Origin of the sequence: Parasphingorhabdus sp. (genome assembly GCF_041748495.1) — a bacterium.
Classification (GTDB): Bacteria; Pseudomonadota; Alphaproteobacteria; order Sphingomonadales; family Sphingomonadaceae; genus Parasphingorhabdus.
The window spans coordinates 1-24,505 of sequence record NZ_JBGTDD010000147.1; the positions used below are offsets into that span (position 1 = coordinate 1).

Sequence of the window (24,505 nt, forward strand, 5' to 3'; positions counted from 1 at the left end):
GCGTCCGGGTCGACCAGTTCGCGAATATGATTGGCGGCCTCGTCGACTTCCATCAGACGCATGTCTTCGCCGCCGGTGATGGAGACGATGACACCCTTGGCGCCCTGCATCGACACGCCGTCGAGCAACGGATTGGCAATGGCTTTCTCGGCGGCTTCGAGGGCGCGGCCGTCGCCTTCTGCTTCGCCGGTTCCCATCATCGCCTTGCCCATTTCGTGCATCACGCTGCGCACGTCGGCAAAGTCGAGGTTGATCAGGCCGGGCATGACCATCAGGTCGGTAATGCCGCGAACGCCCTGCTGCAGGACTTCGTCGGCGAGCAGGAAGGCTTCCTTGAACGTGGTGTTCGGATTGGCGACGAGGAACAGGTTCTGGTTCGGAATGACGATCAATGTATCGACATTTTTCTGCAGTTCCTCGATGCCCGCTTCGGCCGCTTTCATCCGGCGTGTGCCTTCAAAAGTGAACGGCTTGGTGACCACGCCGACGGTCAGGATACCGCGGTCCCGTGCCGCCTTGGCGATCACGGGAGCTGCGCCGGTACCGGTGCCGCCGCCCATGCCGGCAGCGATGAAGCACATGTGCGTGCCTTCCAGCGCCTGCTCGACCAGATCAATGGTTTCTTCCGCAGCAGCACGGCCGACCTCGGGCCGGGATCCAGCACCCAGACCCTGGGTAATATCGGGGCCAAGCTGGATACGCCGTTCGGCGGTCGAACTGTTCAGCGATTGCGCGTCGGTGTTGGTGACGATGAAATCAACCCCTTCAACCTGCGCTGCAATCATGTTGGCAATGGCATTACCGCCGGCTCCGCCGACTCCGATTACCGCAATTTTCGGCTTCAGTTCTTCGACTTCCGGTGGGCCAATATTGATACTCATCTCACTGTCTCCCGAGACATTTTATCGTCCTGTAATATTTGTTTAACGCTTTGCACAAATTTACTGTGAGAATCACCCGAAAAGTTAATTTTTTTTCATCAGATTTTTAAAAATTTCCGCGGATCGCGGACATCAGCCGTCCGATCACCGCCGATCCTCCATATCTGTGAACATTCTGGTGGCTTGCGGACATGGATCGCAGGTCAACAGGGTCTTGCGACGCGTAGAGTGCCAGTCCGGCGAGTCCCGCAAAAGCGGGGCCGCTATGGGCTTCGGGGAGCGCGCTCAGTCCCGTCGGACGACCGATGCGGACGGTCCGGCCCAGTGCTGACTGGGCGTAATCGGCAATGCCCTTGAGTTCGGCGCCGCCGCCGGTGAGCACGACCTGTCGGCCTACCGGACCGGTAAAGCCGAGATCCTTCAGCGACCGACCGATTTCACCGATCAGATGGTCCAGCCGTTGCCGGATGACCGCGATCAGCTGGGCGCGCGTGATCCGACCTTCTTCTTCCGGATGTTCGATGCTCTTGTCGAGATCGAGACTGATGACATCATGATTGTCGCGCGGGCTGGTGGTGGCGGAACCATAGAAGCATTTTATCCGCTCGGCCTGCGCGCGCCGCAAGCCGAAGGACGAGGCAATATCGTCGGTGATATCGGCGGCTCCGTAAGGCAATGTGGTCAGGCCGACCAGCATACCGCCGGCAAAAAGCGAAACATTCGTCACTTCCGCACCCATTTCGACCAGCGCCACGCCCAGCTCGCGTTCTTCGCGGGACAGGCAGGCGGTTCCGGCAGCGATCGGGGAAGCGACAATGGATTTGACGTTGAGATGGGCACCGCGCACGCTCATCTCGATATTGCGGACCGGCGAAGCCTCGGCCAGAATGACATGGATATCAACCCCGAGGCGATCGGCGTGCAGGCCTTTCGGTTTCTTCACCCCGTTGAGGCCATCGAGCGTATAAAGCGCTGGCTGGGCGTGCAGCAGCATCTTGCCCTTGGGATCAATGCTGTTGCGGCCGGCGTCGAGCAGCAGGTCGATATCTTCCTGTTCGATCCGGTGGCCGCCCAGTTCGGTTTCGACCGAGGTCAGCATGCTTTGCAGGCCGCCCGCCGAAAAGCTGACCCAGACATCGTCGATATTGGTGCCGGCAATGCGTTCAGCCTGTTCGACGGCGTCGCGGACATCCATTTCGGTGGTCTCGGTATCGGCAATATAGCCGCGTTTCACGCCCTTGCTGGCGCGCTGGCCGGTTCCGAGAACGGTCAGTTCGCCATTGTCCATCCGCCCGGCGATCATCGCCGAAATTTTCGACGAACCGATGTCCAGGGATGTGAAGATTTTTTCTACCCGTGCTGGCATGAGCCTAGTCCTTACCCTCGATCATATATTGCTGTTCGGTCAACTTTCCGGATCTTCCGGCTGCACTTTTGGTGGCATCCGCAAATAAGCGCGTTCGGCATCGCGCAGATCAAAATGGACGACCCCGCGCCCGAGCAGGCGATTGACGCCATCCATGCGCGCGAAATTCAGCAACGCGGCCGAGGCCGTTTCCTCGCCTTCGGGCAGGGCCAGCGTCTCGCCGCTGTCAAATTGCAGATCCCAGCGGCGGTTGCCGATCCAGGTCGCGCCAGTCACCATCGGGCGCAGCGCCGGAGCGACGTCGAGCAGAATATCCAGCTGGGTAAATTTCAGATTGGCTTTATTGCCGACAATCACCGGCAGGTCGGGAATTTCTTCCTTGGCGATTTCTTCCAGCGGATAACCGGTCTTGTCGATCAGCGAGAGGCGGCCCTGATTTTGCCATACAGCAACCGGCTCGCGTTCGACAATGTCCACCACCAGCGTGTCAGGCAGGCGGCGGGAAATGCGGGCATCCTTGATCCAGCCATTGGCTAGCAGATCCTCACGCACTGCGTCGATGTCGACCAGCAGCATCGAACGGTCTTTCTGCGCCAGGGTGATTTCGTAGACTTTCAATTCGTCGATGCGGTTGACGCCGGTGACCTCGACCCGCTTCACTTCAAACCCGGCATTGCCGACCGCTGCCGCAACCTCGGTTTTGATCCGGTCATTGATTCCGGAATAATGAGCGACACTGAAGGCGCCGAGAATGAAGACCCCGACCAGGCCCCAGGTCAGACCCTTTTGCACCTGGGCTTCGGTGACCGGCATGGCGCGCAATATCTTGTCGAATATCGAAACCTGCCGGACCTTGCGTCTGGCCTGCTTGCGCGGCCTGCCCCTGGCCGGCCGAGTGGTGCGTTTCCGGGTGGCTGTCATAGCGCTTCTCTCAAGATTATCTCGACCAGCTGTTCATAGCTGATCCCCATTTGCCTGGCCTGTTCGGGGACCAGGCTGAGCGGAGTCATCCCGGGCTGGGTATTGGTTTCGAGCACGAACAGGCCGGCTGCGCCCTGCTCATCATCCCAGCGGAAATCGGTACGCGATGTGCCCTGGCAACCCAGGACCTGATGGGCGCGCAAGGCGTAATCGAGGCAGAGCCTTTCAATCGCCCGGGGAATTTTCGCGGGACAGACATGTTCGGTCAGACCCTCGGTATATTTGGCGTCATAATCGTAGAAACCCTGAGCGGTTTTCAGTTCGGTCACGCACAGCGCCTTGCCGCCCAATACGGCGGTGGTCAGCTCGCGGCCGCGAATGAACGGCTCGGCCAGCAGTTCGTCAAATTCCTGCCATGGCCCGGCGCTGTCGCGGCCAATCGGGTGGCCATAATTGCTGTCGTCGGTGACAATGGCGACGCCGACCGAGGAGCCTTCGTTGACCGGTTTCAGGACATAGGGCCGGGGCAGCGGATCCGCCTCGTAGAGACTGGCGCTGGAGACCACCTTGCCTTTGGGCATGGGAATGCCGGCCGGCACCAGCTGCTGTTTGGTCAGTTCCTTGTCGATCGCGATAACCGAGGTGGCGAGCCCGCTATGGGTATAGGGTATCTGCATCAGATCGAGCATGCCCTGGACACTGCCATCCTCGCCCGGAACGCCGTGCAGTGCGTTGAACACCACATCCGGCCGGATGCCGTCCAGCACCATTGCGATATTGCGGTCCATATCGACACGGCTGACCTGGTGGCCATTTTTTTCGAGCGCATCGGCGACACCCTTGCCGCTCATCAGCGAGACCTCGCGTTCGGCGGACCAGCCGCCCATCAGGACAGCAACGTGCAGCTTGTTGGTCAAAGTTCATCCCCCACGCGCTGGATTTCCCATTGCAGTTCGACACCGGAATGCGCCCGGACCCGCTTGCGCACTTCCTCGCCCAGCGCCTCGATATCGGCAGAGGTCGCGCCGCCGAGATTGATCAGGAAATTACAGTGTTTTTCCGATACCTGCGCCTGCCCGATCTGCAGGCCGCGACAGCCGGCTTCATCGACCAGCTGCCAGGCCTTTTTGCCTACGGGATTCTTGTAGGTGGAGCCGCCGGTCTTGGTGCGGAGCGGCTGCGAGGCTTCGCGTTCTTCGGCGATGCGTTTCATCTCGGCACCGATCTGTGCCGGATCGCCGCTCTTGCCGCTGAATGTGGCGCTCACCACGATGGAGCCTTCGGGCAGGGACGAATGGCGATAGCTATAGCCCATATCGGCCAGCGGTATCGTCACCCGATCGCCGCTGCGCAGGACGACGTCTGCGCTTTGCAATATGTCACAGACTTCCCGGCCATAGGCACCCGCATTCATACGCACCGCGCCGCCGATCGTACCGGGAATGCCGCGCAGAAACTCGATCCCGGCGATGCCATGGTCGCGAGCGGAACTGGCGGCCGAAATTCCCGGAGCGCCGGCGCCGCAGCGCAATGTCAGCCTGTCTGCTTCGATAGCCGCGAAGGCCTTGCCCAGCCGGACCACCACGCCCCTCACGCCGCCGTCGCGGATGATCAGATTGGATCCCAGACCCAAAGGCCAGACGGCGATCTCCGGATCGAGATCGCGGAGAAATTGCTGCAGATCGTCGATATTTTTCGGTTCGAACAGCCATTGCGCCGCCCCGCCGCTCTTGAACCAGACCAACGGCGCCAGCGGTGCATCTTCCGTCAGCTTGCCGCGGGTTTCGGGCATGGTGGTGGCGACGGTCATTTTCGTGCCTCCCTTATGCCATCCGCAAGGCCGGCTGCCCATTTGGTGATGTCGCCGGCACCGAGACAGATGATCATGTCCTTCGGCTGTACCTCTGCGGACAGACGGGTGACCAGAGCCTGCTCATTCTCGACCGTTTCCGCCAGACGGTGACCGCGCACCTTCAGGCCCTCGACCAGAGCGTGGCTGTCGACACCCTCAATCGGCTCCTCGCCGGCGACATAGACCGGCGTGACAAAGACCATATCGGCATCGTTGAAGGCGCTTTGAAATTCTTCCATATGATCGCGCAGACGGGTGAAGCGGTGCGGCTGGACGACGGCAATGACCCGGCCCTCGGCGCCTTCGCGTGCGGCCGACAATACCGCCTGTATCTCGACCGGGTGATGGCCATAATCATCGATGATGGTCACGCCGTCGACTTCGCCAACCTTGGTGAAGCGGCGCTTGACGCCGCCAAAATGATCGAAGCCCTTGGCAATCTTGTCATCGCTGATACCCATTTCCAGCCCGACCGCGACTGCAGCGATCGCATTCTGGACGTTGTGACGGCCCGGCATCGGCAGTTCGATGCCGGTTATGGTTCTGGTCTCGCCGTCGCGGTCGCGGATATCGACATCAAAGCGATTGCCGCCGGGAACCGAGGTCACATTGACGCCCTTGACATCGGCCTGGGCGGAAAATCCATAAGTGATGATCCGCCGGTCGCGGATGCGCGGCAAGATGCCCTGCACTTCGGGATGGTCGATGCACAGGATCGCTGCGCCATAGAAAGGAACATTCTCGATGAATTCGACAAAACTGTCCTTGATATTGTCGAAGCTGCCATAATGATCGAGATGCTCGGCATCGATATTGGTCACAACCGCAATAGTGCCGTCGAGCCGCAGAAAGCTGCCATCGCTTTCGTCCGCCTCGATCACCATCCATTCGCCCGCACCAAGCCTGGCGTTGGAACCATATTGGTTGATGATCCCGCCGTTGATGACCGTCGGATCAATCCCACCCGCATCGAGCATTGCCGCGACCATCGACGTCGTTGTGGTCTTGCCATGGGTGCCGGCGATCGCAATCGTTGATTTGAGCCGCATCAGTTCGGCCAGCATTTCTGCCCGCCGTACCAGAGGTATCCGGCCCGCCAGCGCCGCTTCCACTTCCGGATTGCCGCGCTTGACCGCGGTCGATGTAACCACGACGGCGGTACCCTCGACATTGTCCGCGCTATGCCCGATTTTCACGTCAATGCCCTTGGCACGCAGGCCTTCGACGACATAGCTTTCGGCGATGTCGCTACCCTGGACCTGATAGCCGAGATTGTGCATCACTTCGGCGATGCCGGACATGCCGATGCCCCCGATCCCGACGAAATGTATCGTACCAATATCCGTGCCGACACCTTTCACTGAACATGGTCCCTGGCCAGCGCTTCGTTGCGGGATGACATCATTTGTGGTGCCTCGCTCTTCACCTTGAAGGTCTTGCCCAGCGGGGACGTGCCGATGCTTTCGACCAGATCGGCAAGATCATTGACCGCTTCCGGGCGACCGCATTTGGCTGCGAAGCGGGCAGCATTTTCCAGTGCCCCCGGCTGCAGGGCCATTTTCTGCATCTGCTTGGCGAGTTCCTTGGCGGTGAAACGCGACTGCGGGATCGAACGCGCGCCGCCCGATGCGACCATTTCCTTGACATTATAGGTCTGGTGATCGTCCATCGCGCTGGGCAGCGGAACCAGGATCGCAGGCCGACCGGCGGTGGTCAGTTCGGCAATGGTCGACGCACCCGCCCGGCCGATCACCAGATGGGCCCAGCCGAGACGCTGCGGGAGGTCGGGCAGATAGGTAGCCAGTTCCGCCGGGATATCATGTTCGGTATATTTCGCCCGCACCCGTTCGATATCATCCTCGCGGCATTGCTGGGTGATCTGCAGGCGCCGGCGCAAATGGACCGGCAGCATCGCCATCGCGTCCGGCACGACGTCGGAAAGAATTGACGCGCCCTGGCTACCGCCGGTGACCAGAACGCGGAAGATGCCGTCCTCGGACAATGGTGGATAGGGTTCGCTCCTGAGCGCGACCACTTCCTCGCGCACCGGATTGCCGACCAGATGGACTTTTTCCTGATATTTCGGCTTGATCCGCAAGACGTCGGGATAGGCGGTGGCAATGGCGTTGACCGAGCGGGCAGCGAGCCGGTTCACCCGGCCCAGAACCGCATTTTGTTCGTGGACGATGGTCGGGATGTCGCGGCTGTTTGCCGCGAGCAGCGCAGGATAAGCGGGATAACCGCCGAAGCCGACAATCGCCGATGGCTGGAATGTCTGGTAAAGCTGCATCGCCATCCGGCGGCCCTTGAGAATCCCGCGGATGCCGCTCAGCCAGCTGCGCGGATCCTTGGTGATCCGGCCAGCGGGCAGGACATGGACCTGCCCTTCCTCGACCATGCCGGGAATTTTTTCGCCGCGTTCATCAGTGATCAGCGCCACCCGATGGCCGCGCAAAACCAGTTCCCGGGCGAGCGCATAAGCGGGGATCATATGACCCCCGGTGCCGCCCGCTGCCAGAACATAATGTTTCGAAAAACTCATACCGTTATCCGTCCTCGCTCGGGCCAGGCCGAGACATATTGTGAGCGGTCAAGATACGGGTTCCGGCGGGTAAATGCGAGTAAAAGTCCGATGCCGATGCACAGGGCTAGGATCGATGATCCACCGTAGCTGATAAATGGCAGGGTCATGCCCTTGGACGGGAACAGCTGCAGGTTCACCGCCATGTTGATCAGCGCCTGTCCGCCAAATTGAGCGGTCAGGCCGGCTACGGCGAGAATGATGAAATTATCCTCTTCGTCGAGCAGGCGAAGAAAGACCCGGACGATGATTGCCAGATAGACGAGCGCGATCGCCATGCAGGCGAGCAGACCGAATTCTTCGCCGATAACCGAGAAAATATAGTCGGTATGCGCTTCGGGCAGCTTGAACTTGGCCGTCCCGAGCCCGGGGCCGGTGCCGAGCAGTCCGCCGCCGGTCAGAGCCTTGTGGGCAAACATCACCTGATCAAATTCACCACCACCAAACAACCATGAGTTGATCCGCTGAGTCGCGACGGGATAGAGGAAATAGGCCGCAACCAGGCCGCCAACACCGGCGATACCGATGGCCGCGATCAGACGCGCCGACAGGCCGGCAACCGTCATCACTGCGAACCAGATGCCGCAGATCAGGATGGTTTCACCCAGATTGGGCTGCATCAGCATGAGAATAGCGATGATTCCGGTCAGGACAACGGACAGGGAAATCACCGGCAGGGCCGGATCCTTGATCCTGAGCGACAGCAGCCAGGCCAGGGTTACCGCATATAATGGCTTGAGAAACTCACCCGGCTGAATCGTGGCGAAGCCGTAGCCGATCCAGCGCTGGGCACCGTTGACCGATTTGCCGAATACCGGGACCAGAAACAGCAGGATGAAAGCCGCAAGCGCCGCGAGTATCGCGAATCGCCGGGCCTGTTCCTTGGGCAACATTGAAACCACCAGCATCACCGGGATACCGACGATCACCCAGCCAAGCTGGCGGTAAAAATAATAAAGCGGATCGACCGTGACGGCTGCTGTGCTTTGCTTCAGCGCGGTGACGGGGGATGCCGCGGCCACAGCGATCAGCCCGATGGCGATCAGAGTGAGGATCAGTCCGAGCAATACCCGGTCGAGCTCCCAGAACCAGATCGCCAGCGGCGACCGGTCGCTGCGCCCGAGCCGGGACTGCAACTGGAATCGCTTCTTTTTGAGGGCTCCGGCGATTTCGGGAAGCGGGCGGTTGGGTGCCGTGTCTTGGTCGGATTCGCTCACTGACTGGCCTCCCGGTTGGCGGTACCGATCAAACCGTTCTCGATCACCGAATTGACGGCGCTGCGGAAACAATTTCCGCGCGCTTCAAAGTCCCGAAACTGATCAAAGGACGCACAGGCCGGCGACAGCAAGATCACTTCGCCCGGCCGGGCATTGGCAGCCGCCCGCTGCACCGCGGTCAGCATCATTTCGCAGGATTCGACCGGGAGCTTATCGGTCAGCAATTTTTCGAACATCGGCCCGGCTTCGCCGATCGTATAGGCGTGAACGACATTTTCGTAATAAGGTTCGCATTCTGCCAGACTGGCGCTTTTGGGCAGGCCGCCCAATATCCAGTGAATTTTCGGATAGGCACCAAGCGCCGGACCGGTCGATGCCGGGTTGGTCGCCTTGCTGTCGTTGACGAACAGCACGCCACGGGATTCGGCAATGCGCTCCATGCGGTGCGGGAGGCCCGCAAAGCTGGCCAAAGCTGGACGCCATTGTCCCTCGGTGATCCCCAGAGCCTCGACCGTCGCAACGGCGGCGATGGCGTTCTGGAGATTATGGGGTCCCTGCAACGATGGCCAATCGGCTTGCCCGGCAATCGCCCGAGCGCTGGTGTCGACGATATTCTCCACCCGGCCCAGATCTCGGAGGCAATGCAGGGCCAATCGGGTCTTGTCATCGGCACCGGCAAAAATAGCGCTATGGCCGGATCCCAGCATATCGAACAGACGCGCTTTTGCGGCGGCATAGGCGTCAAAACCGTCATAGCGATCGAGATGGTCGGGGCTGATATTAAGCAGGAGCGCGACATCGCAATCGAGACTGCTGGTCAGATCAATCTGGTAGCTTGAAAGTTCCAGCACATAGACGCCGCCCTCCGGCAACGGGTCCTGCGACAGGATCGGGACACCGATATTTCCGCCCATCACGGCTGGAACGCCGGCGCTGGTCAGAATATGCTGGACCAGCGCGGTGGTCGTCGACTTGCCGTTGGTACCGGTGATACCGACAACCCGGTGCGCAGGCAATGCTGAGCGGGCCTGAGCAAAAAGCTCAATATCGCCGATGATCGGCACACCGTCGATTTGCGCCTTTTGCACGATCGGGTGACTGTTGAGAGGCACACCAGGGGTCAATATGATGGCATCATAGCCGGTCAAGTCGGATTCCAGCGGATCGGCAATATGCGCCTTGTCGGCAATGCTGTTGCGCAATTCTTCGCGATTGTCCCAGGCAAGCAATTCTGCGCCGCTCGCGTACAGGCTCTCCAGCACAGCCATTCCGGAGCGGGCCAGTCCGAGAATGGCATAGCGTTTTCCGGCAAAGGCTGGGGAGACGATCATCTGAGTTTCAATGTCGCCAATCCGGCGAGCGCGAGCACCAGACTGATGATCCAGAAGCGGATGACAATGGTGGATTCGGACCAGCCAAGCTGTTCAAAATGGTGATGGATGGGTGCCATGCGAAACACGCGTCGGCCAGTGCGCTTGAAGAAGAACACCTGCACGATGACCGATACCGCTTCCAGCACAAACAGTCCGCCAACCAGCGCCAGCACGATTTCATGATGGATGGAAACGGCAATTGCACCCAATGCACCGCCGAGCGCCAGACTGCCGGTATCGCCCATGAACACGGCGGCTGGTGGCGCGTTGAACCACAGGAAGGCGAGACAGGCGCCGATCATGCAGGCGCACAAAATTGCCAGTTCACCAGCGCCGCGAACGAACGGAATCCCCAGATATTCAGAGAAGACAGCATTGCCCGACATGTAAACGAGGACGAGGAAAGCGGCACTGGCAATCACCACCGGCATGGTCGCCAGACCATCCAGTCCGTCGGTCAGATTGACCGCATTGCCAGCGCCGACGATCACGAACATGGCGAAGGGAATATAGAAATAGCCGAGATCGATCTGGACGTCGTTGAAGAAGGGCACATAGAGGCTGGTCCCGATTTGCTGCACGATCAGCCATGTGGCGAAGCCGGCGATGGCAAATTCCAGCAACAGCCGGACCCGGCCCGGAATGCCCTTGTGGCTGGCTTTGCTGACCTTGTCATAATCGTCCATGAAGCCGATGGCACCAAAGCCCAGCGTGACGAAAATGCACGCCCAGACGAACATATTGCTGAGATCCATCCACAATAATAACGAAGTGACGACCGAAATCAGGATCATCAGGCCTCCCATGGTGGGCGTTCCTGCCTTTTTCAGATGCGTGATCGGGCCGTCTTCGCGGATCGGCTGCCCCTTGCCCTGGCGCATGCGCAGCATGTTGATGAACTTGGGGCCGATCAGAAGGCCGATGAACAAGGATGTCGACACAGCGGCTCCGGAGCGAAAGCTCAGATACCGAAAAACATTGAATATACCTTCGAATTCAAGCCATTGGGCCAGCAAATAAAACATCAATACTCCCCGCTTACCAGCGCGGAGACCGCAGCCGATAGCCCCAAATAATTTGACCCCTTGACCAGAAGGAAGTCCCCGTCGCTGAGCAATTTTGCGACCTCGGTCAGCGCCTCCGAAGCATCTGTGGCATGTGACATTTTCACGCCCCGATCAAGGCCCTGTTCCAGTTTCGCGGCAGTATATGTCATATCTTCGCCGACCAAGATGATGGCATCGGCAGCGCATCGCTCGATGTCTTGCGCCAGCGCCTGATGATATTGCGCGGATTGCTCGCCCAGCTCTCCCATGGCGCCCAACAGAAGGATCTTGCGGCCAGCAGCGGCCTCGGCGGCAAAATGCTGCAATGTCGCCTTCATCGAGGCCGGGTTGGCGTTGTAACTTTCGTCGATCACCATCGCCTTGCCACCCGATTTGAGCGAGACAAGATGACGACGGCCACGGCCGTCTATGCCGCTCATTTCTGCCAGTGCGAGGCCGGCCGAGGCCAGATCACCGCCAGTGGCGCGCACCGCAGCAAGTATCGCCAGGGAATTGGAGACCCAGTGCTGTCCGGCTTCGGCAATGGTGAAGCAGAGACTTTGATCGCCCAGTTTTGCGGTCACCAGCGAGCCGCCCCGGGGAGCAGCAACCACATCGATCGCGCGCACATCCGCCCCGGCTTCAAATCCGAAAGAGACAATATGCGCCGTATGGCGTCGGGCTTTTTCCCGCAGTCGTGGATAGTGCGGGCTGTCGTGCGGAATGATCGCCGTACCGTCTGGCATGAGCCCTTCAAAAATCTCGGCCTTGGCGTCGGCGATGCCGGCCTCGCCATCGGGGAAATTACCGATATGGGCCGGCGCAATGGCGGTGATGATCGCGGCGTGCGGTCGCACCAGACGGGTCAGCGCCGACAGTTCGTCCGCATGATTCATGCCCATTTCGAAAATGCCATATTGGCTGTCTTGGGGCATCCGTGCCAGGCTGAGCGGGACGCCGACATGATTGTTATAACTTTTGACCGACCGGTGGGCCTTGCCGAAGGAACAGCGGTGAAGGGCGGCATATAATGCCTCTTTTGTACCGGTCTTGCCGACCGATCCGGTCACCCCGATGATCTTCGCATCGGTGCGGGAACGCGAGGCCTGGGCCAGCGCATCAAGCGCAAGCGCGGTGTCGGACACCAATATATGCGGGCCATCGACAGGCTGGCTGACCAAGACGCCGGAGGCGCCGGAGGCAATGGCCTGATCCACGTGAAGATGACCATCGCTATGTTCACCCTTCAAGGCAATGAACAGGTCGCCCGGACCAATTTCACGCGAGTCAAAGGCGACACCGTTGACCGCAAAGGCGGCGCTGGCCTTGCCTGCAGTCGCCGCCGCGATCGCCTCTGAAGTCCATAGCGCGGTCATAAAGGCTGCGCCCCGGCGCATTCCCGGGCCACATCGACATCGTCAAAGGGTATGACCCGATCACCGATAATCTGGCCCTGTTCGTGGCCTTTTCCGGCGAGCAGAATGATATCCTGCGGGCCAGCCATGTCGATGGCCTTGGCGATTGCTGTACGGCGGTCGCCTATGTCTTCGGCACCGGTCGCTCCGGCCAGAATTGCGCTGCGGATGGTCGCCGGGTCTTCGCTGCGCGGATTGTCGTCGGTAACGATCACATGATCGGACATTTCGCTTGCAATCCTGCCCATGTCGGGCCGCTTGCCCTTGTCGCGGTCCCCGCCGGCGCCAAAAACGGTGATCAGCCTGCCGGTTACATGCGGTCGCAGAGCCTCGATCGCCGCGCGCAAGGCATCCGGGGTATGGGCATAGTCGACATAGACCGGTGCACCGGCGCGGGTGATGACGGCCCGTTCCATCCGTCCACGCACCGGCTGAACCCGCTGCATATGGTCGAAAATATTTGCCAGTTGCCCGCCCGTTGCGAGAACAATGGCGGCAGCGCACAGAATATTTGCGGCCTGATAGGCACCGATCAGCGGCAGCGCAATGCGGTGACTATTGCCCTGCGCCTTGACCATCAGGACCTGACCCAAATGGGTTGGCGTCTGCGATAGCAGCCGCAAGGTGCTTCCCTTTTCGCCGACCGTGAACAGGTCCAGCCCGCGATCCATGGCGTGCCGGATCGCTTGCTCTGACCATGGATCGTCATCCGCCCAGATCACGGCGGTGCCATCGCTGGCTACAACCTCGTCGAACAATCGCATCTTGGCTTCGAAATAGCTCTCCATATCGCCATGATAGTCGAGATGGTCGCGGCTCAGATTGGTGAAGGCGGCAACCTGTACAGGCAGGCCTTCGGTGCGATATTGCGAGAGACCGTGGCTTGACGCTTCAAAAATCGCGTGACTGACCCCTTCCCGCGCCAGACCTGACATGTTGGAAAGAAAGGTAACAATATCGGGGGTGGTCAATCCGGTCTTGACCTGATCGTCGGCGGTAGTGACGCCGAGCGTCCCGATCGACGCGCTGTTATAGCCATCCATCCGCCACAGCTGCCGAGTCAGCTCTGCGATGGATGTCTTGCCATTGGTGCCGGTCACCGCCGCCACATGGGCCGGTGCCGGTGTAAAATAGCGGGCCGCCATCTGGGCGAACAGTCGCCGTGGCTCTTCATCGACAATATGCAGGGCGCCGTCGACCTCCGCCTCCGGACGGGCGACAATGGCAATCGCACCGGCACGGATCGCTGCCTCGATAAATTCCTCGCCGTTGAACTTCGCCCCTTGGAAGGCCCCGAAGATATTGCCGGGCGCGATCTTCCTGTGATCAATGGCAAAGCCGGTGACACTCTGCTCACCAGTTTCGTCGTCCAGGCCGGGTATAAAACTATTCAGTCGCATTATTCTGTTCACTGGACGGAGCTTTGGGTTTCCACAGCAGCGGCGTCAGCTCTGACACATCGACATCACGATGTTCGTCCGGGATGATCCCGAGCATCGGACCAACGCGCGACACGAGTTTGTGGACAATCGGTGCTGCGGTCCAGCCGGCAGTGCGCTGGAATGACGTTTCCGCGGTTCCCTTGGGCTCATCAAGCATGGCGATAACCACGTAGCGCGGGTTGTCCATCGGGAAAGCGGCGGAAAAGGTCGAGACCAGCGATGTCTTGTTATATCCGCCTTCCGAAGGCTTTTCGGCGGAACCGGTTTTTCCGCCAATCCGGAAGCCTGGCGCATCGGCCTTGCGGCCGGTGCCGTCGGAAACGATCATCCGGAGCAACTGGCGCATGCGGGCGCTGGTCGCGGCCTTGAAAACCCGCCGTCCCTTGGCTTCCTTGCCCGGCTCGACCTTCAGCAAGGTCGCGGGACGCCAGATCCCGCCGTTGACCATTGCCGCATAGGCGCTGGCAAGATGGAGGGGGGTAACAGCGATGCCATGACCATATGCTACCGTCATATTGGTGACCCGTCCCCAGTTCCGCGGCCAGATCGGATGGCCCCTTTCAACCAGCTCGATATGGGGGCGTTCGTCAAAGCCGAGCCGCCGAAACATGTTCTCCATGGCTTCCCTGCCGAGATTGTCGGCGATCCGGGCGGTCACGATATTGGAACTGTGGACCAGCGTTTCCGGAACATTCAGATAGCGTCCCTGGCTATGATCGTCCTTGATCGTGAATCCGCCAACCTTGATCGGTTCCATCGCATTGTAGCGAACCGCCAGATCGGTAACGGTACCGGCGTCCAAGGCAGCGGCTATGGTCAGTGGCTTGAACGTCGATCCCAGTTCGAACACGCTCTGCGTCACTTCATTATTCTGGTGCTTCATCGACTCTCTGCGAATCTTGTTCGGATCGAACAGCGGCAGGGAAGCCAGAGCCATGACTTCTCCGGTCTCGACGTCCAATATGATCCCTGCCGCGCCGCGTGACTGGGTCAGGATCATCGCATCATGAAGCTCGCTTTCCAGCGCAGCCTGCACGCGACTGTCGATCGATAATGTCGTGGCGGTGGAGCGCAGGGTCGGATCGACAAGCTGTTCGTTGAGCGCCCGCTCCATGCCCATGACACCATTGCCATCGGCGTCGACATAGCCGAGCACATGCGCCGCCAGCTCGCGCTGCGGATAGAGACGCTCATCCTCACGGGGAAACTCGATGCCGATTTCGCCAAGAGCATGGATTTGCTTGACCTGCTCGGGCAGCGCCCGGCGGCGAAGATAAGTGGGGTGGGATCCGTTCAACTTTTCCAGGAAAGACGCCGCGCTTGTGTCGGGAAAGATCGAGGAAAGCTGGCGCGCCAGAACGTCCTTGTCTCCCAGCACGCGGGCCGGTACCACCCGCACGGCATAGCCTAGCATGGTCCGTGCCAGCGGGACACCATTGCGGTCGACGATATCGCCGCGCGGCGGAATGAATGCGCTGCTCGAGGCCCGATAGGGTGCCGCGTCCTCCAAGATCGTGAGACTGATCAATCGGCCGGTGACAATGGTGAAGGCGGCGAGGAACACCAGCAGCAATATCATCAGCCGGAAATGAGCACTCGCGGTGATTTCCTTCGCTTTTCCCGAAAATTGCACCTTCTTGCTGTTGGCCAGAAGTGCCGTCATTCGGCCGAGCCTTCGATTTTTTCCGCCAGTGCTTTTCGGCCAAGATCACGAACCAGCCCGTCATCCAGCAGCTTGTCTTCCAATTGGGCCACGCGTGCAGTTCTGGCTTTTGCTCCACTGGCTCCCGTGACGGGATCGGCACCGGTTGCGGCGCTGGCCATTTTTCCCGCACTGCCGATCGCGCTGCCATCCGCATTGCGATCATGCGCCTTGGCGGTGCCAAACACAGAACCGATAATTCCGGCAGGCCTGATCGATTCCATCGAGCTGATCACGGCAACCTGAACAGGCCGCCGCAAATCCCTGCCCCCGAGATTGGCCAGCGCTCTCTCGCCATCAAGATATTGCGCAGCCTGTGGCGAGGCATAGCCAAATTCCAGCTTGTTCCAGTCCTCCAGCTGCCGCAGATTGGCGCGGGCGCTGAACTCGGTTTCCAGATAGCGGATTTCCTTCTTGATCTCGATGATCTTGTAATCGGTGCGCGCCAGATCGCTGCGCAGCGTGGCGACGCTCAGCGAAAGCGGATAAAGCAAAATCGCCACCAGAAAAACCAGGGCGAGCCATCCAATTCCTTCGAGGCGTTTGACCGCTAGCTTCACTGTTCTCCACCGCCGCTCGGCGCGTCGGTACGCACCGCTGATCTAAGGGTGGCGGAGCGGGCCCGGGGATTAAGAGCCTGCTCCGCCCCGGCCGGACGCACCGCTTTGGCTGGTTTATGAAAGGTGGGTGCCGGCCGTATCTCGTTAACCTGGGGAAGATGACGGGAACCGGCGGATTTCTGTCCGCTGCGGTCCCGCAGAAAATTTTTGACGATGCGATCTTCGAGGCTGTGAAATGTCACCACCGCCAGACGGCCGCCTGGCTGCAGCAGTTTTTCCGCAGCGGCCAGCCCGTCTTCCAGTTCGCCCAGTTCGCGATTGATATGAATGCGGATCGCCTGAAAGGTCCGTGTCGCCGGATCCTTCTTGTCGCCGTCGCGATAGCCCAGCGCCTTTCTGACGACCTGCGCGAGCTCCGATGTCCGGGTGAGCGGCCGCGCTTCGACAATGGCCTTGGCAATGCGCCGCGACCGGCGTTCCTCGCCATAGCGAAAGATGATATCGGCAATGGCTTCTTCATCGGCCTCGTTGAGAAAGTCGGCCGCGCTCTCGCCGTCTCTCGCCATGCGCATGTCCAGCGGACCGTCTTTCTGGAATGAGAACCCGCGCTCGGCCTGATCCAGCTGCATCGAGGACACGCCGATATCCAGCGTAACGCCGTCAATATCTTCTTCAACCAGAACATCCGCCATTTCGGAATAGCGGGCATGATGAAGGCTCAGCCTGCCCTCGGCATCATCGACCATATTCTGACCCGTTGCAATGGCATCCGGGTCCTGATCGAAAGCATGGACCTTTGCGCCGGCTGCCAGCATTGCGGCGCTGTAACCGCCAGCGCCAAATGTGCCATCGACATGCGTCTCGCCAGGGGTAATGGCGAGCGCATCGATGACTTCATCAAGCAGGACGGGAACATGGGCAGCGGCTGCGAGGGTCATTTCTGCTTCCCCTCGACTTTCTGGCCGGCTTCTTTCAGATGATGCTCGACCAGCCGCCGGTCAACCGGGACATCGTCGGTGGCGTCGAGCAAGGTCTGCGGATTCCACAGGCAGAAGGTCGTGCCGATGCCGTGGAACAGGACATTGCCTTGAAGATTGCCGATTTCGCGAAGCTGTGGCGGAAGCACGAAGCGGCCGCTGGCGTCGAAGCTGAGGTCCTGGAGCGACGAGAATTTGCGGGCACCGGCGGCGTCCTTGTCAAAGGAATCGCCCCTTGCGATCGCGGCTTCCCATTGCTTGTCGATTTCGGCGAGCATATCGGCCTTGCGGCTGAGGCCGAAGCCGACCAGACAATCCCATTTTTCATGGGTGCCCAGACAGAGTGTGCGGCCGTCGCTGCTTTCGATCAGATTCTTGCGCAGGAAAGCGGGCACCGACAGCCGACCCTTGTCGTCTATCGCCGATATCGCAGAGCCCGAATATGCATATGCGCCTGACACAGCCTGAATCCCTCATCCACATCAGGGCACAGCACTCCCCACTTCAGAAGCGCGCTTTTCAGCGCCTTCCGAAAATAGAATCCCGGACAGGAAGAATACCCCGATAACAAAACAGGGTTATCAGGGGAACGATGGGGATGGAAGGGGATTTTAAGGGATTTCACGGGCAACACAAACTAACCTATTGATTTGTAGTTATTTTAATTTTCACCTTTCTCACGTTCCTGTCGAAGCTCCGGCGATTAGAGACTGAAAATGCCGGAAATTTTGTCATTTTTCGCCAGCACGTGCGTCCATTTGCTCCTGCACCAGCTGATCCATGAAACGCGCCGCGCCGCTTTTCTGCGGCGAACTGCCAGTATTTTGGGGCCAGAGCGCGGCATGAAGAAAATCCGCATCCGCCACGATCGACGCCTGACCCTGCCCGATGACACATCGCGCGATCAGTCCTGCTTCGCTGATATCGCATTCAACGTCGGAGATTATCGCAGAGCCCTTCTGTTCCAGTGTCCCGACTCCGCGGGTCAAGAGGACATGTTCGCCAATGCGAAGAGTGACGAGCGCGGCTCGCTGTTCAGCGGCCGCGACCAGTTCCAGTCCCCAATGATCGAGCAATGGCGAGAGGAAGCCGCTGGCCAGCGGCCGCCGGGGATCACCAAGCGGCCATTCGCTCGGCCAGGCCAGATCGGGATCAGTCAGGATGATCACGGCCCCGCCCGCGCGGACCCAGGCGTCAAGATCGGCGAGATCGGCGGGGTCCATCGCGCGTGGCTGGGCGAGGATAACGATATCCGGACTTTCCCCGGCCAGATTTTCCAGACTGTCGACCGCCGTGACATCATATCGGTCGCGCCAGTAGCGATATATAGGCGCGGGTTCCGAATCGCCGGAGAGGATCGATTCCATCGAAGCCTTGTCGCCCCAGACCAGGGGCAGGCTGGTCATCAGCTGGATGCGGGGCCGATCCGGCGGAGGATCAGGCGGCGTGCCGGTGCATTGCGCCAGCAGCAATAGCGCCACTAAGGTGGACAAGGCCGTCTGCCAACGAGCCGACAATCAACGTCGCTCCCGGTCCATCGGCGCATCGAGGTTCGGGTTGGGTTTGAGGTCGGGAACGGTTTGGCCGGGAACATTTCTCGTGGACTGTTCTTCGTCGCTCTCCTTTGCCTCCTTTTTCGGAGCCGGAGTGATACCCAGTTCGGCCAGCGGTTCGGAAGGCTTTCCTTCCGGATTGCTGACGAGTGGAGGCGCGCTGCCTTCGCCTTCACCCTGCATTTCCTCGATCACTGTCCGTTCATCGCTGGCTCGCTGGATGAAGAAATTGGCGACGCTGACCAGCAGCAGCACCGATGCCAGACCGATGACGCCGACCTGGATCCGCTGCATCGTGTCCTGACGGCCGGAATTTGCGACCTTCTTATCCATTCTGATCGAGCCAGGGGAAGACCGGCAACCCCTTTTCCATCAGCCAGGCGGCGTTGTAGAGTGAGGACAGATAGCGGAAACCGGTGTCGCACAATATGGTCGCGATCCGGCTGCCCGGCCCGAGTTCCTTGCCGAGCGCAATCGCGCCGGCGACATTGATGCCGGAAGACAGGCCGAGGCACAGCCCCTCCTCCATCAGCAGCCGCTCGACCCAGACCAGCGCTTCCTCGTCGGAAATCCGGTATTGCAGGTCTATGGGCGCATCTTCCAGATTGCCGGTGATCCGGCCTTGGCCGATACCTTCGGCGACGCTGTTGCCTTCGGACTTGAGTTCGCCATAGGCATAATATTCGTAGAGCGCGGCGCCATGCGGGTCGGACAGGGCGATCGTCACCTTCTCGTCTTTCGCCTTCAGCCCCATGCCGACGCCGGCCAGCGTGCCGCCGGTACCGACAGCGCAGGTAAAACCATCGATCCTGCCGTCCATCTGATCCCAGATTTCCTCGGCGGTGGTTTCGATATGGGCGCGGCGATTGGCGACATTGTCAAACTGGTTGGCCCAGACAGCGCCTTCGGTTTCTTCCGCCAGACGGCGCGATGTGTGCACGAAATGCGCAGGATTGGAATATGGTGCCGCCGGGACGGTGATCAGCTCCGCCCCCAGGGCGCGCAGCGTATCCATTTTTTCGCGGCTCTGGGTTTCCGGCATGACGATGGTCGATTTATAGCCCTTGGCGTTGGCGACCAGGGCGATCCCGATACCGGTATTGCCCGCCGTCCCCTCGACGATCCTGCCGCCCGGCTTGAGTAGACCGCGTTCCTCGGCATCCTGAATGATATAGAGCGCAGCGCGGTCTTTTACCGAGGCGCCAGGATTGGCAAATTCGCACTTGCCGTAAATGTCGCAACCGGCCTCGGCGCTCGGGCCAGACAGGCGGACGAGCGGGGTATTGCCGATCAGCGCGAGACTATTGGGTATGATGGTCATGGTCGCTTAATAGGCGCGCCGGGTGGGCACCGCAAGAAGGGCTTGCTTGTCCGGTAAAAAGCATCACTTTCTCCAAACAGGGTCACACCGGGTCACATCCCCTGAAGCGGTAATAAATGGTCCCGCGCCGGGGACGAAAAATAGCCTTGCAAGAAGCGGTTCCGGGAGGGACAGCGGAGATCGGCCATGCTGTATATTCGCCCACAAGCCTTGCTGTAGGAAAGCCATTTCATCGCGAATCTGCAGGGCTGCCTAAGCCGCTTTCCATGCTCCCATGGATCCGAGGTAAATGTCGAGTTTTTCGAATCCTCGACTGGTGAGCCAACCTGCTGCCACGGTCGCGCGCATGCCGCTAGCGCACATCAAGGTATAATGGCGCGACTTGTCGAGCTCTTTCCAGCGCTCGTTCAGTTCGCCAACATAAATATGCTGCGAACCATCAATCGATGCATCGCTTCGTTCTTCCGCGTCGCGCACGTCGAGCAACGTCCAGTCGCTGCGATCACCCTGCAGACGCTTTTCAACTGTGTGCGTTCCGATCATGGGAATTTGTTCCATGACTTTGCCGGCCGCAGCGGCCGAGACGAGGTCGGTGTACCCGCCGACAATATTGTCCAGGGCGATACGGACGAGATGCTCCGTTGCCGCAGCAAGCTGGCTTTCGTCCGAACCGATCAGCAAAATAGTGTCTTCCTCCCCTATGAACCAACCGGCAAATGCCGGTATCATACCGACCGGCAGGCTCATCGACCCGGGAAAATGACCCGAAGCATAAGCCATAGGGTCGCGTACATCCACCAGATGGGTAGGCGAATGCTCGTCCAGTTCGGAGAGGCTTAGCTGCCTGGGCCTTGCCACCCGCGGAGCAGGATCGCCACCCACCAGATTGAGGCGCTCCATCAGCCGGAAATAGGGCGGCTGATAGTGAATCTCGTTGATCTTGGCGTCGATAAAATCTTCCCGGCTCTCGATTTGCAGCCGCGGATTGTTTCTCCGTTCATGCCCGACGGTAGAAAATTCCCGTTCCGCCATTCCCGATCCGCACACCGATCCGGCACCATGGGCGGGATAGATGATCGCCTGGTCGCCCAGAGCCAAAATTTTCCGCAAGGAATCGAACAAAAGCCCGGCCACCTCGCGTTTGCGATCCGGGTAGAAATCAGTCCGGCCCACGTCACCGACAAAAAGCGCATCTCCCGTGAACACCCCGACCGCTCCGTCCGGATATTCTGCGTCATAGAGCGCAAAAGCGAGATGATCGTCGGTATGGCCGGGGGTTTCGATAACCTCGATGGTGATTTGTCCGATTTCGAAACGGTCCCCCTCACGGACGGTTGCGGCATATTGAACATCGCCTGCCGCGTTGGGACCGTGGAACACCTTGGCATCCGTCATGCTTGCAAGAATGGGCGCACCAGATACCAGATCCTCGTTGCGATGGGTTTCGAAGATATGCGTAATCTCGAGCCCCTCGGCGCGCGCCGTCTCGAGATAAATGTCGCAGTCTCGCCTGGGATCGATGACGGCGGCCTTGCCGCCCGAGCCAACGAGATAGGAGAGATGTGACAGGCCGGGGGTCTTGATTTTCTTGAACAACATAATGCTTCCTCGCGTTGATGAAATTACGCAGAAACCTGTGTGAAGTTCCGCCGACAGGCAGTGGCCAACAATATTATCACATCATGGGTGCATTCAAAAATTTCGAGTTCTAATTTCCAATGAGCAATCCAGGAGCGCAAACTCCTGTAAAGGAACTGCGAACCCGCAGTTGGCCCGCTGCTGGCCCGCTGCAACAATTTGTCAGCCAAGAAAGCCGTATCGGGATTGCCGCCGGACATTCAAGCTGCTCTCCTATCTTCGGCCGCCACTCCGGCCGGCCATTACGCGCTCAGGTCGAATTTCTCCGGCACGAGTTTCGCGAGTAGCTTGCTGCAGCCTGCGTTATTGCGCTGAAAACAGTCATGCGCCCGCATGGCCTGATAATGGGCGATGAGGGCTGGCCAGCGGGATTTGTCGGGCAGACCGGCGAGCATATCTGTCTGGGCGATCTGGCAAGCGACCGCGATGTCGGCAATGCTGATCGTGTCGCCGACAAAATGGTCGGCGCCATCGAGCTGCCCCTCCAGATAATCCCATAGCGGCGGCAGTTTCTCATTCCAGGTCTTGCGGGCGGTATCGAGATCCGGCTCCTTGCGCTGGAACAGATTGAAGATGATCGGCCGGAACAGGCCCAGTCCGCCCGCAATCGCCATGCCGGTATCGGCATATTCCTCCAGCCAGAGCGCCCGGCCATAGTCGAACGGATCGGCGGGATAGACGGCGGGTTCGGGCTGGCGTTTTTCCAGATAGCCACAAATGGCGGAGCTGTCGGTGATCGTGCCGCCTACGCCTTCCTCGGCAATTTCCCGGACCAGCAAGGACGGAATGCGGCCAAGCGGGCTTATTTCCTTGTACCAGTCGGGCATGGCCATGACGCTGACCTCCTCGCAATCATAAGCGAGCCCCTTGAGCGCCATCACTGCCTCGACCTTGCGCTGGAAGGGCGAGAGAGGCGAGCCGTAGAGGATATAGGGGGCGGTCATGGGTGGGAAATCTCCGGTATGTGTGGGTGGGTTTGTCAGTAAGAAAAAGTCTGGCCGACAGTGGCTTCAGACAGAGTCCATAGCTTCTCTGCATTGCCCGGATCAACGGCATAGGACCGGACGCTGCCGTTGGGATCTTCATCATCGACATCCGCGATATGGCAGTCTTCCAGATAGACGCCGCCTTTGCCCTCGAGTTCCGGTGCGGTTGCCGCGTAGCAGCTGGTCGCGGCACCTGCTTCCACCGTCTTGAACGTGAAGCCCTCGTCGGCATTTTCATCCATCCGTTTGAGCAGCAGCGCTATGTCGTCTTCGGTCAGATGGCGCCCGAGATTGGTTCGAATCCCTCCCGGGTGGACGGACAGCGCATGAACGCCCTTGTCCGCCAGCCGCTTTTCCAGTCCGACGGTGAACATGATATTGGCGGTCTTCGCCTGGCCATAAGCAAGCCATTTGTCATAGTCCCGCGTTTCAAAATGCGGATCGTCAAAATGCACGGTGTCAAAATGATGGCCGCGCGAGCTGAGATTGATAATGCGGGCATCCCCGCCGGTCTTTGCGGTTTTGACAAGCGCAGGGATGAGCAGATTGGTGAGCAGGAAATGACCGATATGATTGGTGCCGAACTGCATCTCCAGCCCGTCGGACGTGGTCGTATGCGGACAAGCCATTACCCCGGCATTGTTGATCAGCAGATCGATCTGGTCATGCTGCACCAGAAAAGCCTCGGCAAAAAACTGGATACTGGCCATTTTGCCCAACTCGCATTCCATCAATTCGATATCGGCATCGGGAACGGAGGTTTTGATTGCGGCCACCGCAGCCTCGCCCTTGGCCATATCACGCACCGGGATGACAATATGCGCGCCTTTTGTAGCCATCGCCCGCGCGGTTTCCTGACCGAGGCCGGAGGCACCGCCGGTGATGACCACGAGCTTGCCCGACAGATCGATGCCTTCGAGCACTTCGTCTGCGGTGGTGGTCGCACCAAAATTGCTGCGGTCGGACATCGGTGTCTCCTTTGTGTCGGCTTTATCGCATGATCGCGGGGGCGCTGCTATTCGTCAAATATAATCTTGACCGCATCCGCTGCCCGCTTGGCCAACTCGCGCGCCGCATCGCTATCCGCACCGGTTGCCAGCGCGACGCCCATGCGTCGATAGGGCCGGGTCACTGGCTTGGCGAATATCCTAACATCCACTTCCGCGCCTTCTCTGCCCAGAGCCAAGGCGTCGCCGATGCCGGTGAAGACAAAATTCGCGCTCTCCCGGTCCGCCAATATCACCGCGCTGGCGCTGGCCGGTGCGGTCAGGGCGATATGCGGGATCGGCAAGCCCAGGATTGCGCGGGCGTGGAGGTCGAATTCGCTCAGATTCTGGCCGATCAGGGTGACCATGCCGGTATCATGCGGCCGCGGGCTGAGTTCGGAGAAAATCACTTCGCCGGCCTTGGTGACAAAAAACTCGACCCCGAACAGGCCCCAGCCCTTGCCGCCGCCGCCAAGATTGTCGACGACCTTGCGCGCCATGTCCCGGGCAATGGCGAGCGCAGAGTCCGTCATCGCCGCCGGTTGCCAGCTTTCCTGATAGTCGCCGCGCTGCTGCCGGTGGCCGATCGGCGGGCAGAAAAGCACGCCGTCGCGGGTGCTGATGGTGAGAAGAGTGATTTCGTAATCGAAATCGATGAACTGCTCGACAATCACCCGCGCCCGGTCGC

Annotated in this window: 23 protein-coding genes; all 23 read right to left on the reverse strand. The window is 59.8% G+C overall.

Features of this window, described 5'->3' with window-relative positions:
* On the reverse strand, positions 1 to 881 hold an 881-nt coding region (gene ftsZ, locus ACEW8J_RS13270; protein WP_373492125.1), incomplete at its 3' end, for a cell division protein FtsZ.
* A gap of 106 nt (positions 882 to 987) precedes the next feature.
* Complete coding sequence (gene ftsA / locus ACEW8J_RS13275; protein ID WP_373492126.1) at positions 988 to 2,247, reverse strand: cell division protein FtsA; 1,260 nt, start codon at positions 2,245 to 2,247, stop codon at positions 988 to 990.
* Positions 2,248 to 2,286: 39 nt separating this feature from the next.
* Positions 2,287 to 3,168 (reverse strand): cell division protein FtsQ/DivIB, encoded by an 882-nt coding sequence (locus ACEW8J_RS13280; RefSeq protein ID WP_373492127.1) that lies wholly within the window; start codon positions 3,166 to 3,168, stop codon positions 2,287 to 2,289.
* The gene (locus ACEW8J_RS13285; protein WP_373492128.1) at positions 3,165 to 4,085 is read right to left on the reverse strand and encodes a D-alanine--D-alanine ligase; all 921 of its coding nucleotides are present in this window, start codon (positions 4,083 to 4,085) and stop codon (positions 3,165 to 3,167) included. Before ACEW8J_RS13285 ends, ACEW8J_RS13280 begins: the two co-directional genes overlap by 4 nt.
* Positions 4,082 to 4,978, reverse strand: coding sequence for a UDP-N-acetylmuramate dehydrogenase (gene murB / locus ACEW8J_RS13290; protein ID WP_373492129.1), 897 nt, complete (start codon positions 4,976 to 4,978; stop codon positions 4,082 to 4,084). Before murB ends, ACEW8J_RS13285 begins: the two co-directional genes overlap by 4 nt.
* Positions 4,975 to 6,381: a UDP-N-acetylmuramate--L-alanine ligase gene (gene murC / locus ACEW8J_RS13295; RefSeq protein WP_373492130.1), complete on the reverse strand. Its 1,407-nt coding sequence runs from the start codon at positions 6,379 to 6,381 to the stop codon at positions 4,975 to 4,977. Before murC ends, murB begins: the two co-directional genes overlap by 4 nt.
* Positions 6,378 to 7,562, reverse strand: a complete 1,185-nt coding sequence (gene murG / locus ACEW8J_RS13300) for an undecaprenyldiphospho-muramoylpentapeptide beta-N-acetylglucosaminyltransferase (protein WP_373492131.1) — start codon at positions 7,560 to 7,562, stop codon at positions 6,378 to 6,380. The genes murC and murG overlap by 4 nt, the downstream gene beginning before the upstream one ends.
* A complete protein-coding gene (locus ACEW8J_RS13305; RefSeq protein WP_373492147.1) occupies positions 7,559 to 8,770 on the reverse strand; it encodes an FtsW/RodA/SpoVE family cell cycle protein in 1,212 nt (403 codons plus the stop codon). Before ACEW8J_RS13305 ends, murG begins: the two co-directional genes overlap by 4 nt.
* 44 nt (positions 8,771 to 8,814) lie before the next feature.
* Entirely contained in the window at positions 8,815 to 10,149 is a 1,335-nt protein-coding gene (murD, locus tag ACEW8J_RS13310) for a UDP-N-acetylmuramoyl-L-alanine--D-glutamate ligase (protein ID WP_373492132.1), read from the reverse strand.
* Complete coding sequence (gene mraY / locus ACEW8J_RS13315) at positions 10,146 to 11,216, reverse strand: phospho-N-acetylmuramoyl-pentapeptide-transferase (RefSeq protein ID WP_373492133.1); 1,071 nt, start codon at positions 11,214 to 11,216, stop codon at positions 10,146 to 10,148. The genes murD and mraY overlap by 4 nt, the downstream gene beginning before the upstream one ends.
* Complete coding sequence (gene murF, locus ACEW8J_RS13320) at positions 11,216 to 12,613, reverse strand: UDP-N-acetylmuramoyl-tripeptide--D-alanyl-D-alanine ligase (RefSeq protein WP_373492134.1); 1,398 nt, start codon at positions 12,611 to 12,613, stop codon at positions 11,216 to 11,218. The genes mraY and murF overlap by 1 nt, the downstream gene beginning before the upstream one ends.
* Complete coding sequence (locus ACEW8J_RS13325) at positions 12,610 to 14,052, reverse strand: UDP-N-acetylmuramoyl-L-alanyl-D-glutamate--2,6-diaminopimelate ligase (RefSeq protein WP_373492135.1); 1,443 nt, start codon at positions 14,050 to 14,052, stop codon at positions 12,610 to 12,612. Before ACEW8J_RS13325 ends, murF begins: the two co-directional genes overlap by 4 nt.
* The gene (locus ACEW8J_RS13330; protein WP_373492136.1) at positions 14,039 to 15,757 is read right to left on the reverse strand and encodes a peptidoglycan D,D-transpeptidase FtsI family protein; all 1,719 of its coding nucleotides are present in this window, start codon (positions 15,755 to 15,757) and stop codon (positions 14,039 to 14,041) included. The genes ACEW8J_RS13325 and ACEW8J_RS13330 overlap by 14 nt, the downstream gene beginning before the upstream one ends.
* Positions 15,754 to 16,356, reverse strand: coding sequence for a colicin transporter (locus ACEW8J_RS13335; protein ID WP_373492137.1), 603 nt, complete (start codon positions 16,354 to 16,356; stop codon positions 15,754 to 15,756). The genes ACEW8J_RS13330 and ACEW8J_RS13335 overlap by 4 nt, the downstream gene beginning before the upstream one ends.
* Complete coding sequence (rsmH, locus tag ACEW8J_RS13340) at positions 16,353 to 17,294, reverse strand: 16S rRNA (cytosine(1402)-N(4))-methyltransferase RsmH (protein WP_373492138.1); 942 nt, start codon at positions 17,292 to 17,294, stop codon at positions 16,353 to 16,355. The genes ACEW8J_RS13335 and rsmH overlap by 4 nt, the downstream gene beginning before the upstream one ends.
* A complete protein-coding gene (locus ACEW8J_RS13345) occupies positions 17,291 to 17,794 on the reverse strand; it encodes a division/cell wall cluster transcriptional repressor MraZ (protein WP_373492139.1) in 504 nt (167 codons plus the stop codon). Before ACEW8J_RS13345 ends, rsmH begins: the two co-directional genes overlap by 4 nt.
* Positions 17,795 to 18,064: 270 nt before the next feature.
* Positions 18,065 to 18,826, reverse strand: coding sequence for a DUF4350 domain-containing protein (locus ACEW8J_RS13350; protein WP_373492140.1), 762 nt, complete (start codon positions 18,824 to 18,826; stop codon positions 18,065 to 18,067).
* 24 nt (positions 18,827 to 18,850) lie between these two features.
* On the reverse strand, positions 18,851 to 19,219 hold the full coding sequence (locus ACEW8J_RS13355) for a hypothetical protein (RefSeq protein ID WP_373492141.1): 369 nt from the start codon (positions 19,217 to 19,219) through the stop codon (positions 18,851 to 18,853).
* A complete protein-coding gene (locus tag ACEW8J_RS13360) occupies positions 19,212 to 20,207 on the reverse strand; it encodes a cysteine synthase A (protein WP_373492142.1) in 996 nt (331 codons plus the stop codon). The genes ACEW8J_RS13355 and ACEW8J_RS13360 overlap by 8 nt, the downstream gene beginning before the upstream one ends.
* A gap of 252 nt (positions 20,208 to 20,459) precedes the next feature.
* The gene (locus tag ACEW8J_RS13365) at positions 20,460 to 21,806 is read right to left on the reverse strand and encodes a rhodanese-like domain-containing protein (protein ID WP_373492143.1); all 1,347 of its coding nucleotides are present in this window, start codon (positions 21,804 to 21,806) and stop codon (positions 20,460 to 20,462) included.
* Between the two features lie 281 nt (positions 21,807 to 22,087).
* Positions 22,088 to 22,789, reverse strand: a complete 702-nt coding sequence (locus tag ACEW8J_RS13370; protein WP_373492144.1) for a glutathione S-transferase family protein — start codon at positions 22,787 to 22,789, stop codon at positions 22,088 to 22,090.
* Between the two features lie 35 nt (positions 22,790 to 22,824).
* Entirely contained in the window at positions 22,825 to 23,799 is a 975-nt protein-coding gene (locus tag ACEW8J_RS13375; protein ID WP_373492145.1) for an SDR family NAD(P)-dependent oxidoreductase, read from the reverse strand.
* Positions 23,800 to 23,846: 47 nt separating this feature from the next.
* Positions 23,847 to 24,505 (reverse strand): ATP-grasp domain-containing protein (locus ACEW8J_RS13380; protein ID WP_373492146.1); only part of this gene is annotated, 659 nt, incomplete at its 5' end.